This is a genomic window from Arthrobacter sp. 01L42 (assembly GCF_056400005.1).
On the sequence record NZ_JBFTSL010000018.1, the window covers coordinates 43,355 to 58,540 of the forward strand.

A 15,186-nucleotide genomic window follows, 5' to 3' on the forward strand; every position below is an offset into this window, starting at 1 on the left:
CCCTTCCCCCTATGGAATCCGAAGAAGCGGAGTAACAGTGAAGGCCATCGTGTACGAAAAGACAGGGCCATCGTCCGCGATGACCCTCCAGGACAGGCCACTGCCGGCACCCGGACCGGGCCAGGTCAGAGTCCGGGTGGTGGTCTCCGGGGTCAATCCCACCGACTGGAAGTCCCGGGCCGCCGGCGGGAGCGGAAGCAGGCTGGAGGCACCAAAAGTGCCCAACCAGGATGGTGCCGGCGTTATCGACGAGGTTGGATCCGGCGTGCCGGGGCTGTCCGTCGGCGATCGTGTTTGGCTCTGGGACGTCGCCTGGGGCGGCACCGAGGGCACAGCCCAGGAGTACGTGGTGGTGCCGGCCGCGCAGGCCGTTGCCCTTCCAGACATGGAGTCCTTCGACACGGGCGCATCCCTGGGGATCCCGGCACTGACGGCACATCGTGCACTGACCTCCAGCCAGGACGGCCCGGCCAGGCTTTCGCCGGGCGCCCTGGAAGGGCGGGTGGTGCTGGTCACCGGTGGCGCGGGTGCGGTCGGGCACGCGGCCATTCAGCTCGCCCGCTGGGCCGGGGCAACCGTCATCGCGACCGTGAGCGGGGAGCGGAAAGGTGAACTTGCCCGCCGGGCCGGCGCGCACAGTGTGATCAACTACCGCACTGCCGACGTCCCACAGGCCGTGCGCGAGGCAGCCCCTGGAGGCGTTGATACGATCGTCGACGTCAATGCTCCGGCGAACATCGGCAATGACCTCAAGGTGGTGAAGCCGGGCGGAACCATTTCCATTTATGCTGCCAACCCCGGTGAATCCTTGGGCATTCCCATTCGCGAGAGCATGGGCAAGAACGTCCAATTCCAGTTCATCCTCACGTACACCGTGACGGAGCAGCAGAAGGCGGCGGCCGTTGCCGCAGTCGCGGATGCGCTGAAAGCGGGGGCATTGCGGGTCGGCGATGAGCACGGACTGCCCCTCACCCGCTTTCGGCTCGAGGAAACCGCGGCAGCGCACGACGCCGTAGAACAAGGCTTCGTCGGGAAGGTCCTGGTCGACGTGTCCGCGGCCTGACCACCTTCTGCGTGTCCGGCGAGGAGCCCGCGACCAGACAATGCGTTCGGCATACTGGTTCCATGCAGGCGACGACGGTGTTGGTCGAAGGTGAGAGTGACCGGCTTGCGGTTGAGGCGCTTTCCTTCCGCCGTGGCCATGACCTGGCAGCCTTGCGGGTGTCGGTCGTACCGATGGGAGGCGCGACCAGCATCGTCCACTTCCTCGACCGCTACGGACCGAATGGCGCAGGCCACCGGTTGTTAGGCCTGTGTGATGCAGGGGAATCCCGTGGCATCGCCCGCGCGCTCGGCCGGGCAGGTATCGGGCCCGGTTCGCTGGCCGAGCTTGGGTTCCACGTCTGCCACGCCGATCTGGAGGACGAACTCATCCGCTGCCTGGGGATCGGTGCCGTGCTCAAAGTCAACGCCGCTCAAGGCGAGCTCGCGTCGTTCCGGCTCCTGCAACGCCAGCCGTCACTGCGAGAGCGGCCAATAACGGCGCAGTTGCGCCGGTTCTTCGGTGGACGCAGCGGCAACAAGGTCCGATACGCGCCACTGCTGGTCGACGCCTTGCCGGCCGGACAGGCGCCTCCGCCGCTCGCCCGCCTCGTTGCATCATTCCCGCTTTGATCCTGCCGCCCAAAGGATCGAATGCCTTCACCGTGTCACGGGCATCCCGCTATCTACGTGCGGCGGTGGATGGACTTGTAGCTCAGGTACGCGTTCAGGCCTTCAATCCCGTACTCGGTGCCAAGGCCGGAATCGTGCCGGCCGCCAAAGGGGGCTGCATGGTTGGATGCGAAGAAGTTGATGCCCACGGAGCCCGTGTCCATCCGGTCGGCCGCGTTCAGAGCGGCCGCCGCGTCCTGCCCGAACACCAGACCGCCGAGCCCGAACTCGGTGTTGTTAGCCAGCGCCACGGCCTCGTCAACACGGCCATCGGCGTCGTCGTATTTTAGGATGCACAGGACCGGGCCGAAGATCTCCTCACGGGAGATCCGCATCTCCGGAGTGACGTCGGCGAAGACTGTGGGCTGCACGAAATAGCCGCCCTCAAGGCCACCGCCTAACGACGCCGCTCGCCCCCCGGTGGTGACCCGCGCGCCGTCGGCCACGCCCGACTCCACGTACTCCAGCACGGTCCGGTACTGGGACTTCGTTGCGCAAGGGCCGAACACAGTGTCCGCCTCGAGCGGATCACCCTGCTTTCCGGCCGCAATCGTGGCCGTGACCATCTCCACCACTTCGTCATAACGGCTCGCAGGCGCCAGGATCCGGGTCGAGATGTAGCAGGTCTGGCCGGTGTTGCGCATCGACGACCGGATCAGCACCTTGGACATCGCGTCCAGATCCGCATCAGGGAGCACAATGGCGCTGGACTTCCCGCCCAGTTCCAGCGTGACCGGACGCAGCAGTTCCCCGCAGGCCGCGGCAATTTTCCGGCCCACCGGCGTCGATCCCGTGAACGCCACCTTATCGACGCCCGGGTGCTTCACCAGCTGATCCCCCATCCGGCCGGAGCCGGTTACCAGGTTGACCACGCCCGCCGGAACCCCGGCCGCGGCGACGGCCTCGACAATCACCCGGATGGACAGCGGCGTGGGCGACGCCGGCTTGATCACCACGGTGCAGCCTGCCAGCAGAGCCGGCGCCAGTTTGATGACCACCAGGTTGATGGGGAAGTTCCACGGCGCGATCAGCGCGCAGACTCCCAGCGGGTCGCGCCGCACTACTGACTCGCCGCCGCCGCGCGGGAAGGGGCGGACATCCTCATGCTCAAGGTACTCGGCGAGGGTGGCGAAGTACCGGAAGATACCGGCCGCGTTGGCTGCCGCCCCGGCGGATTCGGACACCGGTGAGCCGTTTTCCCGCGAGTTCGTCAGGGCAAGCTCCTGAGCCCGATTCTCCACCTCCTCAGCGATCCGGAGAAGGTAGCTGGCGCGCTCAGACGGGGTAAGCCGGGGCCACTCGCCCTGAAAGGCACGCTGGGCAGAGCCGACGGCGGCGTCCAGGTCTTCCGGCGTTCCGTCCGGCACCGAGCCCCACACTTCGCCCGTAGCGGGGTCGGTCACCGGGTTGCGGCCGGTGCCCCGCGAAGGCTGCCACGCGCCGTCGACAAAGATCGTATCCACATGCGTATGCGGCAGGGACAGCTCCGTCCGGGCTACCAGGGCAGGAGCATCATGCGTGGCGGAGGTCATCGGATCACCGCCGTCTTAAGAAGGGCGTTGGATCGGTTTAGGTCCGCGGCGGCCATATCGTGGGCGGCCTGGGTGATGAGTTCGGGCACGATCTCGGTGGCCAGCCTGTCGGTGTACGTGGCCGGGTCCATGGCGAACCACGAGGAGGCGAGGGCGATCCCGGCGCGGTCGAAGCGCCATAGCCTGTCGGCATCGCGCATCAGGGCGTCTTCCAGGGACCGGGCCACCGGCCGGGTGTCGTGGCCGTCGATGATCTCGCAGACGCGCTCAATGAATTCGGTGGAGTATCCCAGGGCGGGGAGAACCCGGCGGGCCACGTCGCAGCCCTGCTGCTCGTGTTCGTAGCGGATGGCAGCCTTCCGCCAGTCACCGGTGAAGCCCTCGGATATGATGCGGGATTCATCAACGTGGGCCCAGCCAGTGTCGTGCAGCACGGTGGCCACGCGCACCAGTTCAGCGTCGGCGCCGGGATAGGCCCGGCACAGCCGTTCGGCGTAGGCCAAGGAAATCGGCAAGTGGATGTCGTTTCCGCGCGTCCGCGTCTCATGGACCACGGCCCTCCACAGCGCGTCGAGTTCCTGAACGGCAGCCGGGGTATTGCAGATCGCGGTGGTGTCTACCGGACCAGCCGCGGGAACAGGCCGGACGCTGTACTCCGCGGCAAAGGCCTGGGCCGGCACGTCCACCGGTTCAGCGGCGGGGCTGGCTGCGACCGGAGTCTTGGGGGTGCTCATAATGCTCCTTCGGGTGGGCCGGCGTACTGTCTGAGTGCAGTTAGCTGTCCGTGGTGATGGTCTTGAGTTGCGTGGCGGGGTCCGCCGCGGCGTCGGCAGGGATGTTCTGGCCCTTTGCCAGTGCGTTCTTGACGGCCATGAAGTCCAGCGGGGCGTTGACGCAGTCCGCGGCGATGACCTGGCCCTGGCGGTAGTACAGGACGCTGAACTTCCCGCGGTCCTCGTCCCGCCGGAGTACCGTCTGGTCGTAGCCGTTGCACAGTCCGGCGATCTGCAACTTGAGGTCCGCCTGATTGGACCAGAACCACGGGATCCCGGCGTATTCCTCGCGCCGCCCGGTCAGCGAGTAGGCGGCCACCTTCGCGTGTTCGATGGCGTTGTTGACGCTTTCCAGCCGGATCCGCTCCCCCGGCTCCGACCCTGGCACCGGGTTGGGCATGTTGGCGCAGTCGCCGATCGCCACCGTTGTGCCGTCCGAGGCCAGCGCGAAGCGGTCCACCACAATCCCGTTGTCCACCGTCAGCCCGAGCTGTTCGGCCAGCTGTGTGTTGGGAATGACGCCGATCCCCACGAGCACAATCTGCGCGGAGAGCTCTGTGCCGTCCTGGAGTTCGACGCCGGCGACCGCGCTACCGCCCTCGCTGGCTGTGAAGCGCTTGGCGCTGGTGTTGAGCCGGATGTCCAGGCCGCGGGAACGGTGCGCCTGCAGGAAGTACCCGGCCGTCTCATCTCCCACGGCCCGGCCGACGAGCCTCGGACCGAATTCCAGAACCGTGACGTTCTTGCCCATCTTCCGCAGGCTGGACGCGGCCTCCAGTCCGATGAATCCGCCGCCGATCACCACCACATCCGTGGCATCCCCCACCCGCGCCTTGAGTGCCAGCGCGTCGTCGGCGTTGCGGAGGTACAGCACGCCGTCGAGGTTCCCGCCCTCAATCTCCAGCTTGCGGGCCCGGGCGCCGACCGTGAGCGCCAGCCGCTTGAAAGGGAACTGTTTTCCGGCGGAAGAATGCGCGACCCCGGAGCCGTCGGGTTCCTTGTCGATCCGGACGATGTATTCGCCCTTGACCAGGGCCACGTTGTGTCCGGCCCAGTAATCGTTGGAGCGGAAGATCAGTGATTCGCTCTCTACCGTGCCCTGCAGGAACTCCTTGGACAGGGCCGGGCGCTGGTAGGGTCGGTGGTCCTCGTCGCCGAGCAGGGTGATGTGTTCGTCGAAGCCGAGTGCCCGCAGCGATACAGCAAGCTGGACCCCGGACTGGCTGGCGCCGATGATCAGGAGCCCCGTGCGCGTTGGAGTGTTTTGCTCCGCGACGAGGGCGTCAGTTGCCTGCTCCACTGCTTCCGCGCCCACGGCTACACCTGGGTTTCCGGGGTGGTGACGAACAGCTCCACCGTGTCCGTGAGCCGGAGCTGGCAGGACAGCCGCGAGTTGTCCTCACGGTCGACGGCGGTGCCGTAGAGCATTTCGTCTTCCATGTCCTCCATCGGCGGAAGCTGCGAAAGGCAGTCCTCGCGGACGAAGACATGGCAGGTAGCGCAGGACAATGAGCCGCCGCATTCGGCGACGATCCCGGGGACGCCGTTGCGGACGGCCGTTTCCATGACTGAATCGCCGGGGTTTCCCTGGACGTCGCGGACAGCGCCCCCGGCGTCGGTGAAATGAACCGTTGGCATGTGGTTCTCCTTAGGTTGAATCGGATGATGGCAGGCAAGGGAGCGCCTCAGATGAACTGGCGGCCGCCGTCCACCACCATGGTCTGGCCCGTGTAGTAGGAACTGTCCGGCCCAGCCAGGAAGAGGGCCGCGCCCACGATGTCCTCGGGCTGGCTGGCCCGCTTGATGGCCCCGCGCTCCACACCGTAGTTCTCGGCGTTCTCCATCAGGCCGTAGCTGGCTTCGGTGAGCGTGAAGCCGGGGGCGATCGCGTTGACCGTGATCCCCCGGCGCCCCAGTTCCTTGGCCATCACCCGGGTCATGGCCACCACGCCCCCCTTGGACGCGACGTAGTGGAGCCACTGTTCCGAGCCGCTGAAGATGGTGGCGCTGGAGAGGTTGATGACGCGCCCGCCCTCGGGCAGGTACGGGCTCGCCGCGCGGGTCACGAGCCAGGGGCCCTTGAGGTTGACGTTCATCACCAGGTCCCATTCGGCCGGGTCGATGTCCTCGAACGGGCTGCGGGTCACCCCCGCGTACACCGCCGCGTTGTTGAGGACGACGTCGATGCTTCCGTTCCCGAAGTCCGCGCAGTCCCGTGCGAGGATCTCAGTGGAGTCTACGCTGGTGACGTCCGCCGGGAAGGCTGCGGCCTCGGCGCCGAGTTCGCGGACCAGTTTGGCCGTCTGCTCAGCGCCCTCGAGGTTGATGTCGGCGACCGCCACGCGGTAGCCGCGGCCGGCAAAGCCGAGCGCAAACGCCCGGCCCAGCCCGCCGGCGGCACCGGTGATCAGGACGGTCCTTGCAGCCGGCGCGTTCAGCTCAGACATGACTGTGGGTGTGGGCGTGGGCGCCGGGTCCGGTCGCCAGGAGCTCCGGTTGGTCGGCATCGAGGATCTGCACGGTGCCCTTGGTGCCGTCCACCCGCAGCCGCTGGCCGGTCTTGATGGTGGTGGAGGCGGAACCCGTTCCGGTCACCGCCGGAAGACCGTACTCCCGGCAGACGATCGCCGCGTGGCTCATCATGCCGCCGATGTCCGTGACCGTGGCCTTGATCTTGCCGAAGATCGGGCCCCAGGACGGTGCGGTGACGGTGGCCACCAGGATCTCGCCCTGCTGCACCTCGGAGAGCTGGTCCGCGTCGGTGATGACGCGGGCCAGGCCCTCCACCACGCCCGGCGAGGCAGCCATGCCGCGCAGGCCCCCGCCCTCCACTTTCTCGCCGGCGCCCAGCCACTGCTGGACTTGCTCGGTGGTGATGCCCCACAGCATCCGGGTGAAGGGTTCGGTGATGGATTCCGGCGGGGTGTTCAGCGCCGGGGCAGGCCGGGCGGTCTTGAGCGCGTCCACGATTCCGCGGCGGCGCTCGATCTCTGCCGGCCAGTAGTCGGGACCGATCGGCTTGGCACCGACGCCCCAGCCCGTGACCAGGTCGAACAGCGCGTCGCGGACCTCGTTGCGGCCCAGGTAGAGGAGGTCGTCCGGTTCAGTCCAGAAGCCCTCGGCCTGCATCATGCGGGACAGCTCGCGGATCTTGCGCCAGAAGACGCCCATGGTCCAGTGCTCGATGTAGAAGTTGTGGTTCTCCACGTAGGGGTAGGCAGTGGCGGCGAGCCCGCGCTTGGCGTCGAAGAGGGCCTGGTTTTCCCCTTCCAGCAGCTCGCGGTATTCCTCGATGATGCGGTCGCGTTCGGCGATGAGCGCTTCCACCGGCCGCATGATCTCCTGGCCCTCGTCCACGCGGCGGATGTAGTCCGCGATGTAGCCGAGCGGGATTTCCTGGTGTTCGTTCCAGTACTTGTCGTGGCCGTAGAAGCCGTTGCCCACGGTGAAGTTGAACCACGGGTCCCTGGCGGCATCGTACTGGGACGTCCAGCGGTCACCGCCGGGGGCCGCGGCGATGGCAGCCAGGGTGGCCTCGACGTCGTCGGTGTTGCTGAAGTGGGCCTGGATCCCAAGTTCCACGGCAAGCTTGGCGAGCTGCTTGAGCTCGTCATCCGGGCGGAAGAGCTCCATGTCCACGCCCTGCACCATGGTGGCGATGGACTGGTCCGGGATGTTGGGGAACACCTGCTTGCAGAAGTTGAAGAAGTCCAGGTAGGCGATGTAGCCGAGGTTGAGGAACTCGAAGTGGTACTGCCAGTTCTGGTAGGCCAGCTGGATGAGCCGGTCGTAGCTCTCCAGGAGCTTCTCGGAGCCGTCCTTGCCCTTGCCGGAGAGGATGTCCTCCATGGGGACCAGGTCCGGGAGCCTGGGGAAGGAAATGGTTTCCATCTCGTCGATGGTGCCCTTGACCTTGACGTGCCACTGCTTGAGCAGCTGGTCCCAGTTCTGGAAGTAGTGGCCAACGCGCTGTTCGAACAGGGGCACGCGGGCGGCGATCTGGTCCGCCGGGACCGGGATGGGCGACATGTAGAGGTAGCCCAGGTGGACGCGGAACTCGATGCCGTTGGCGTTGGGGATCATCAGGTGCCGTGCGTTGTACTGGCCCAGGCACTTGACCGCGAACTCGCCGCCGATGGTCTCGAAGGGCTTGAACACGGTGGGCCAATGCTGGCTGTCGCAGAACCAGAACTTGGCGTCCTCCTGCTCCTTGAGCTTGTCCTGGAAGACCAGATAGTACGGGTAGATCTTTTCCCAGCCCTCGGCCCCGGCGGGGACCGCGAGCTCGGAGGGTTTGGGGAAGGACTTCAGGGACATGGCGGTCCTTTCAATACGGGCTCGGCGTTGAGCCTGGGTGACGTAGCGGACTAGCGGGTCGGAACGTTCTAGAAGGACGGCTTCAGCAGTGAGGCGGTGATGCTGCCGAGGCTAAAGCCGGTGGCGGACGACGGCGCCGGGCCGGCCGGCGTCGTGATGGCTGGCGCCGTCGGGGAAGCGGGCGCTGCCGCAGAAGTGGCGGGGCTGAGTCCGCTGAAGTAGCCGCCGGCGGCTGCCGAGGATGGGACAACAGGCTTCGAGGAGTGCACGGTTTCCGGGCGGGACTGCAGCAGGAGCAGGTTCTCCCCGTCCGGCAAGTCCGCATCGAGGGCCCACTCGATGTCCTGCGGGCACTTGTAGTGCTTCTCCGCGCGCTTGGCCATCTGCGCGACGGCGGTGAGCTCGGCGCCGGTGAGGCTGCGGCGGCCGCGGCGTTCGGCGTCGACCTCCCGCTCCACCAGGCGGCCGGCAACGGCGTCCGGGACGAGTTCGGCGTGCTTGTCGCCGAGGTGTTCGGAGACGACCGCCAGCGTGACCTTGTCCAGCATGATGTTGTCCGGCGTGACCTGGCCGGAGACCACCATCTCCCCCACCCCGTAGGAGGAGTCGATAGTGATCTTGGAACGATCGCCGTTGGTGGGGTCCATGGTGATGGCGACGCCGGAGACCCGTGCGTTGACCATCTTCTGCACCACGACCGCCATCGAGAGGCCCTCGTTGGGGATGTTGTTCTTGAGCCGGTAGATGATGGCGCGGGATGTGAAGAGCGAGGCCCAGCACTGGCGGATGTGCTCGGTGACGGCCTTGACGCCGTCGAGCCAGAGGTAAGTGTCCTGCTGGCCGGCGAAGGAGGCGTCCGGCAGGTCCTCGGCGGTGGCGCTGGAGCGAACGGCCACCGGGACCGGCGACTCAAAGCGGGACATCAGGGACTCGTAGGCGGCGACGGTGAGCTCGCGCAGGGCCTGAGGCACCGCGCGGGAGCGGATGTCCGCCCGGATCGCGGCGGACACCCTATCCACCTGGCCCATGTCTTCGGGGTCCAGTCCTGCAAGGAGCTGGTGGATGTCCCGGGTGATCCCGGCTTCCTCCATGAAGGCATCGAACTGCGCGGTGGTGACCACGAAGCCGGGCGGGACGGGCATGCCGGCGAAGGTCATGGTGACCAGGGAGGCGCCCTTGCCGCCAAGGTTTTCGAGCTTCGGTTCGATGCCGCCGTCGAAGAACTGGACGTATTCGTTGCTCTGCATATTTCTCAGGCCTTCCAGGTGACGGGGACGGTCTCGGGGACGCGGAAGGAGAGGTTCTCCCGGAAGGAGATGGTTTCCGGATGCTCCAGCTGCAGCTCCGGGACGAGCCGGACCACTTCCTCGAGGGCGATCTTGGCCTGAAGCTTGGCGAGCATGTTGCCCAGGCAGTAGTGGATGCCAAACCCGAAGGACAGGTGCTCGCGGGCGTTGGGGCGGGTGATGTCGAAGTCCTCGCCGGCGTCGAACTTGGTGTCATCCCGGTTGGCTGAGCCCATGAGGAGCAGCAACTGTGCGCCTTCTTCGATGGCGACGCCGCCAACTTCAGCGTCCTTGAGGGCCTTGCGGCGCCAGCCGACGATCGAGCCGGCGTAGCGCAGGACTTCGTCGATGGCGGCGGGAATTTTCTTCGGGTCCTCCACCAGCTGCTTCCACTGATCGGGGCGGGCCAGGAGTTCGCGGAGGGCGTTGGAGATCAGCGTGGTGGTGGTCTCGTGGCCGGCGAAGAGCAGGCTATAGAGGACGGAAGCGACCTCGTGGTCGGAGATTTCGGCGCCGTCCTGCTGCGCTTTGACCAGGTCCGCGGTGAGGTTGTCGCCGCCTTCCTCGTGAGCCACCCTGACCAGCCGGAGGCATTCCTGCCAGTACTCCACCAGGCTGTGGGCGTGCGGGATCTGTTCGTCGTCAGTGAGGTCGCCCCACGTCATGGCGGCGCGGGAATCGCTCCAGCGCTTGAAGGTGTCGACCTGGGCTACGTCTGCGCCGATCAGGGTGAGGATGGTGATGGTGGGGACGTCGTAAGCAAGGTCCTTGACCATGTCGCCGCGGCCTTCCGGCCGGGCCAGCATTTCTTCAAGCAGTCCGACGACGTTTTGCCGGATGAACGGTTCCAGGGCCTTGTACCGGCGGGGGGTGAAGGCCTTCTGCACCACGGCGCGGATGCGGGTGTGCTCCGGCGGGCGGCGGGCGGAGAGGCCCGAGTAGGCGGTGAAGCCGCCGTCGTCCATGATCTTCTTGGCCGCGGCACCGCGTTCGCGGACAGGCGCCTGGGCGTTTTCGCTGGAGAAAGTCTCCCAGTCTTCAAAGACGGCCTTGATGTCGTCATAGCGGGAGACGACATAGAGGCCGATCCGCTCGTCGAACATCACGGGCTGCTCAGCCCGGAGTTCGGCGTAGGCGGGGAAGGGATCCTTCATCTGGAACGGCTCGTAGCCGTGGTGCCCCGTAGGGGCTTCGGCGCCGTGTCCGAAGGGACAGCGGCCGGCCGTTTCAGTCGACGATGACATCTGGGCTCCTTGGTTTTCCGGTCCCGCTGACAGCAGCAGTGCATGCCGGGGGTTCTTCCTCCAGTGTGGCCCCCGTCACCTCGGGATGGCAGGAAAGGCTTCCACTGAGCGGAAGTCACTTTGCCGCGGGCCTGCAGCTGCAGGGTTCGGCCTAGTGCGATGCCGCAGTGTGGCTGCCCAGCAGCGTTTCCAGCGGGATCCGCGCGGTGGCGCGTTCGATCTGCGCCGAGATGCCCCTCAGGACGGGAAGGTGGCGGCTCATCGTGGCGGCCTGGCTCGTGGGAAGCACCAGGCCGATCGCGGCGCCGATTCTGCCGGTGTGGAAGACCGGGACGGCGATGGAGCACGAGCCCAGCCGGACTTCCTCGAGCGTAGTGGCGTAGCCCTGCTCCCGGATCTGGGTCAGTTCGGCGGCCAGCTTTCTCGGGTCAACGTGGGTGTGCGCGGTGTGCCGCTCGAGCTGCCGGTTCAGGTAGGCGTCGCGGACCCAATCCTCCTCGAAGGCCAGGAGGACCTTCCCGACGGCGGTCGCGTGCATGGGCAGGCGTCCGCCGACGCGGGAAGCTCGGGGCAGGCGCTTGGAGCCGTAGACGCGGTCGATGTACAGCACCTCGTGGCCGGACCGGACGGCCAGGTGCGCGGTTTCGCCCGTGAGGGAGAAAAGATCCTGGATGTATGGGCGCGCCGCGTCGCGGAGCTGCCGCCCGGTGTTCTGGGCAAGCTCCCAGAGGCGGATGCCCAGCTGATAGCGGCCGTTGGGCTCGCGGGAAAGTAATCCCCAGTCCGTGAGCTCGTTAACAAGCCGGTGGGCGGTGCTCAGGGGCAGCCCGGATTTTTCCGCGATTTCCGTCAGGCTGAGGGCACCCCGGGACTTTTCGAAGGCTTCCAGGATGGAGAGCACCTTCGAGGTCACAGTCCTACCGGGCTCACTGCTGCCGCCAGCCATCAAGGCTCCTCTGAAATATTCGCCCATCGTCGATGGTCGCCGGGACGTCCGATCAGAGTCTAGCCCTCGAGCAGGAGCACACGAGTCCGCCAAAGAGCTGCAGCCGGCCGGTAAGTAGAATCCGGGGAAGTATCTTCCATGGAATCCAAATGCTAATCTTGATCCATGGACACCAGAACTGGCCAGACTGACTTCTATCCCCTCTTCAGCGCACTGACCCGGCTGGAAACCGAGCTGTGGGATGCGGTCGACGCCCGCCTGCGCCAGGAATGCGGACTTCCCCTCGGCAGGTTCGAGGCGATGGTCGTTGTCTCCTCCCTTGGCACGTGCAGGGTGTTCGACATCGCGTCGGCGCTGGCCATAACCGTGGGCGGCGCCAGCAAGCTGGTTGACCGTGTTGAGGCGGCCGGGTACTGCTCGCGGAAGATGAACCCGGACGACCGGCGCTCCTCCCTCCTTGACCTCACGGAAGCGGGGGCCGCGGTGGTCGCTCGGGGACGCGCAGTGATCGAGGCCGAACTCGCGCGCTGGTTCACCCCGGCCCTGAGTCCGCAGGAGACCACCACCCTGCTGGACCTCCTGACACGGGTCCGCAGCGCCCAGCGGCCCTCCGTGGACTCGACGGCGGCCGGTCAGTGAGCGGCGGCACCATGCGGGCCGTGGTGCTGGACGGCCCAGGGCCGGCCGAGGCGCTGGTCATTCGCGACCGACCCATCCCCGTGCCACTGCCGGGCCAGGTGCTCATCCGGGTCCGGGCGTTCGGGCTCAACCGCTCGGAACTGCACACCCGCCTGGGCTTGGCCGAGGGCGTCACGTTCCCGCGCGTGCCCGGAATCGAAGCTGTCGGCGAGGTGGCCGACTCCCCCGGCGGCGAGTTCCGCACCGGGCAGAAGGTCGCCACCCTGATGGGGGGCATGGGCCGCGTGTTCGACGGCGGCTACGCCGAGTACACGTGCGTGCCGGCCCGGCAGGTCATTGCCTTCGAATCAGAGCTGCCCTGGTCCGTCATCGGCGCCGTCCCGGAGATGCTTCAGACCGCCCACGGCTCCCTCACCATTGGCCTGGACATCCAGGCCGGCCAGAGCCTGCTCATCCGCGGCGGAACCTCCTCCGTCGGCATGGCCGCCGCAATACTTGCCAAGCGCCGCGGGCTCACCGTCCTGGCCTCAACGCGTGACGAAGCCAAGCGGGAAGCGCTCGCCTCGATCGGCGTCGACCATGTCCTGATCGACGACGGCGACCTCGCCACTGCCGTGCGCCGCATTGTTCCGGGCGGCGTGGACGCCGCCCTCGAACTCGTCGGCACCCCCACGCTGCCCGACACGTTGCGCGCCACCCGAGTCCACGGCGTCGTCTGCTTCACCGGGATGCTCTCAAACCAGTGGACGGTCCCGGACTTCTATCCGATTGACTACATTCCGCGGGGCGTCCGGCTCACCTCCTACACAGGCGGCGCCCCCGACCTCCCCGGCGGCGTGCTCCAGGAATTCCTGCAGGCCGTCAGTGACGGCACCGCGATGGTACCCATCGGCAAGGTCTACACCCTCGATGACATCGTCCGGGCCCACACGGACATGGAGGAAAACCGCGTCAGCGGCAAACTCGTCGTCACCACGTAAGACCCACAGCCGGCAGCGAATGCCACTTCCCCCAACCCTGTTGCGACGCCCCGCTGATTCGCAACAGTCGCTGGGGGAATACGCGATGCGCAATAATAGTTGAAGCTTCAAGAGAAACTAATTGTGCCCAACACCCCCGAGCAGGAGCATTCATGCGCATCTCCGAGAAGTCCACCGATCCTGACGGCCGCCACCCGGGCACCTCGGCAGTGGCGACGACGGCCGGGTCGTCCGACCCTGCGGCTCCCCTGGTGGTGCTGTTGCACGGCCGGGGCTCAAGCGAGCGCGAGATCATTGCCCTCGCCGACCACCTGCCGCCCGGCCCGGCCTACGCCGCCGTCCGGGCGCCGATCGCAGAGGGCGGCGGCTATGCATGGTTTGCCAACCGTGGCATCGGCCGTCCGGTCGCCGAGTCGCTGACGGCATCCATGGCGTGGTTCCGAACCTGGCTCGATGCCGTCGCCCCCGCAGGCCGGCCGGTCGTGCTCGTCGGCTTCAGCGGGGGTGCAGCATTCGCCGGCGGGCTGGTCCTTGCAGATCCGCAACGATTCTCCGGTGCGGCTATTCTGTACGGCACCTTGCCGTTCGACGCCGGTGTCCCGGTCGCGCCGGCCCGGCTGGCAGGCCTTCCGGTTTTCGTCGCTCAGGGCGATCAGGACAAAGTCATCCCCACGGAACTGCTGGACCGCACCTGGAATTACTTGCTGACGGATTCCGCCGCCCCCGCCTACGCCCGCCGCGACCCCGGAGGGCACCAGATCAGCGGCCAGACGCTCCGTGAACTCGGGGGCTGGATCCACGAGCGACTGTCGTTCCTGGCTCGTCCCGGAGCGGATGAAGGCACCACCGGCGGACGCTGGTCGGCCCTGCCGGACGGCACTCTTCCCCGCAGGGCCGGTCAGCGCCCCACCGTGTCATGGACAATCCCGCAGGAACAGCGCAGTGACAATGCGCCACTGGACCTTCAGGAAAAGTTGTTCGCCAGGATCAGTTCGCTCGCCGGAGTCTCGACTTCGCAGTCCGTTATCTCCGTTCCAGGCGCGCGGGGCCTGATGATAAAGCCTGAACCTGACGCTCCCGAGGATGCGTTCCTGGTCCCCTCAGCCGGGGAGTTTGCCCACCAGCACCCGCCCCACGACGGCTCCCTCCACCTGGCCCTGCCGCCCCAACTGGCCGCGGACGCAATCGCCAAGGGCTGGGCAGTGGCCCACCCGCTGGCCGGCATCCGGCTGGCTCGAGGCATGGTCATGGTCTACGGGCCCCGCGACGAGAATGAGCTGCACGTGGTCGCTGCAATGGTAGAGACCAGTCACGCCTGCGCCACAGGCCCCGACGCCCACAGGTTGTAACGTTCCGGCAGGCCGGCCCCGATCATGCACCCCGGCGTGGCTTGCGAACCCGCGCATGGCGTTTCGCATTGTGCCGCGCCCGAGTGCGCGTGGCAACGTGGCCCAGCTTCGCCTGGAGCAGGAGAAGGCGGGGAACGGCGAAGTAGACGGCAATGGGAACGGCCACAAGAGTGAGCGTAAAAGCACGCAGGATCGGTGGCCACCCCGGCGCCAAAGCGGCCAAAATACTCATCCCGATTGCGGCCAGCGGAAAGATCGCCACCCAGGTGACAGCAGCCCTCACATGGACCGATGCCACACCGACGGTTCGGTGATGATGCCCATCCGTTTCATCGGCCGCTAGCGCCTTACCCTCGTGTTCCACTCAATCTCCAAACGTATGGTTGGAATTGATGCTACTGCGTGCT

15 protein-coding genes are annotated in these 15,186 nt (G+C 66.8%); 6 read left to right on the forward strand and 9 right to left on the reverse strand.

The features are described from left to right. The first annotated feature begins 37 nt into the window (after positions 1–37). The gene (locus AC1DN2_RS16260) at positions 38–1,063 is read left to right on the forward strand and encodes an NADPH:quinone reductase (protein ID WP_476851150.1); all 1,026 of its coding nucleotides are present in this window, start codon (positions 38–40) and stop codon (positions 1,061–1,063) included. A gap of 62 nt (positions 1,064–1,125) precedes the next feature. Then, positions 1,126–1,674: a TOPRIM nucleotidyl transferase/hydrolase domain-containing protein gene (locus AC1DN2_RS16265; RefSeq protein WP_476851151.1), complete on the forward strand. Its 549-nt coding sequence runs from the start codon at positions 1,126–1,128 to the stop codon at positions 1,672–1,674. 53 nt (positions 1,675–1,727) lie between these two features. On the opposite strand, the gene AC1DN2_RS16270 is transcribed toward AC1DN2_RS16265, so the two are convergent. The 9 genes from AC1DN2_RS16270 to AC1DN2_RS16310 form a co-directional block, all read right to left on the reverse strand. Next, positions 1,728–3,176, reverse strand: coding sequence for an aldehyde dehydrogenase family protein (locus AC1DN2_RS16270; RefSeq protein ID WP_476851152.1), 1,449 nt, complete (start codon positions 3,174–3,176; stop codon positions 1,728–1,730). 65 nt (positions 3,177–3,241) lie between these two features. Then, complete coding sequence (locus AC1DN2_RS16275) at positions 3,242–3,979, reverse strand: HD domain-containing protein (RefSeq protein ID WP_476851153.1); 738 nt, start codon at positions 3,977–3,979, stop codon at positions 3,242–3,244. A 40-nt stretch (positions 3,980–4,019) separates the two neighbouring features. Further along, positions 4,020–5,333 carry an NAD(P)/FAD-dependent oxidoreductase gene (locus AC1DN2_RS16280; RefSeq protein ID WP_476851154.1) on the reverse strand — a complete coding sequence of 438 codons (1,314 nt, stop codon included), beginning with the start codon at positions 5,331–5,333 and terminating at the stop codon, positions 4,020–4,022. A gap of 2 nt (positions 5,334–5,335) precedes the next feature. Further along, on the reverse strand, positions 5,336–5,656 hold the full coding sequence (locus AC1DN2_RS16285; RefSeq protein ID WP_476851155.1) for a 2Fe-2S iron-sulfur cluster-binding protein: 321 nt from the start codon (positions 5,654–5,656) through the stop codon (positions 5,336–5,338). 47 nt (positions 5,657–5,703) lie between these two features. Continuing rightward, the gene (locus AC1DN2_RS16290; RefSeq protein ID WP_476851156.1) at positions 5,704–6,465 is read right to left on the reverse strand and encodes an SDR family NAD(P)-dependent oxidoreductase; all 762 of its coding nucleotides are present in this window, start codon (positions 6,463–6,465) and stop codon (positions 5,704–5,706) included. After that, positions 6,458–8,335 (reverse strand): PEP-utilizing enzyme, encoded by a 1,878-nt coding sequence (locus AC1DN2_RS16295; protein WP_476851157.1) that lies wholly within the window; start codon positions 8,333–8,335, stop codon positions 6,458–6,460. The genes AC1DN2_RS16290 and AC1DN2_RS16295 overlap by 8 nt, the downstream gene beginning before the upstream one ends. Positions 8,336–8,403: 68 nt before the next feature. Continuing rightward, positions 8,404–9,582, reverse strand: a complete 1,179-nt coding sequence (locus AC1DN2_RS16300; protein ID WP_476851158.1) for a PEP/pyruvate-binding domain-containing protein — start codon at positions 9,580–9,582, stop codon at positions 8,404–8,406. Between the two features lie 5 nt (positions 9,583–9,587). After that, on the reverse strand, positions 9,588–10,865 hold the full coding sequence (locus AC1DN2_RS16305; protein WP_476851159.1) for a cytochrome P450: 1,278 nt from the start codon (positions 10,863–10,865) through the stop codon (positions 9,588–9,590). A gap of 151 nt (positions 10,866–11,016) precedes the next feature. After that, on the reverse strand, positions 11,017–11,811 hold the full coding sequence (locus AC1DN2_RS16310; protein WP_476851160.1) for an IclR family transcriptional regulator: 795 nt from the start codon (positions 11,809–11,811) through the stop codon (positions 11,017–11,019). A gap of 165 nt (positions 11,812–11,976) precedes the next feature. Between AC1DN2_RS16310 and AC1DN2_RS16315 the strand changes: the two genes are divergently transcribed. The 4 genes from AC1DN2_RS16315 to AC1DN2_RS16330 all read left to right on the forward strand — a co-directional run bounded on the left by AC1DN2_RS16315 (position 11,977) and on the right by AC1DN2_RS16330 (position 15,093). After that, positions 11,977–12,450 carry a MarR family winged helix-turn-helix transcriptional regulator gene (locus tag AC1DN2_RS16315; RefSeq protein WP_476851161.1) on the forward strand — a complete coding sequence of 158 codons (474 nt, stop codon included), beginning with the start codon at positions 11,977–11,979 and terminating at the stop codon, positions 12,448–12,450. After that, positions 12,447–13,430, forward strand: a complete 984-nt coding sequence (locus AC1DN2_RS16320) for a zinc-binding alcohol dehydrogenase family protein (protein ID WP_476851162.1) — start codon at positions 12,447–12,449, stop codon at positions 13,428–13,430. The genes AC1DN2_RS16315 and AC1DN2_RS16320 overlap by 4 nt, the downstream gene beginning before the upstream one ends. 152 nt (positions 13,431–13,582) lie before the next feature. After that, positions 13,583–14,779 carry a luciferase domain-containing protein gene (locus AC1DN2_RS16325; protein ID WP_476851163.1) on the forward strand — a complete coding sequence of 399 codons (1,197 nt, stop codon included), beginning with the start codon at positions 13,583–13,585 and terminating at the stop codon, positions 14,777–14,779. A 170-nt stretch (positions 14,780–14,949) separates the two neighbouring features. Beyond that, positions 14,950–15,093 (forward strand): hypothetical protein, encoded by a 144-nt coding sequence (locus AC1DN2_RS16330; protein WP_476851164.1) that lies wholly within the window; start codon positions 14,950–14,952, stop codon positions 15,091–15,093. Positions 15,094–15,186 lie beyond the last annotated feature (93 nt).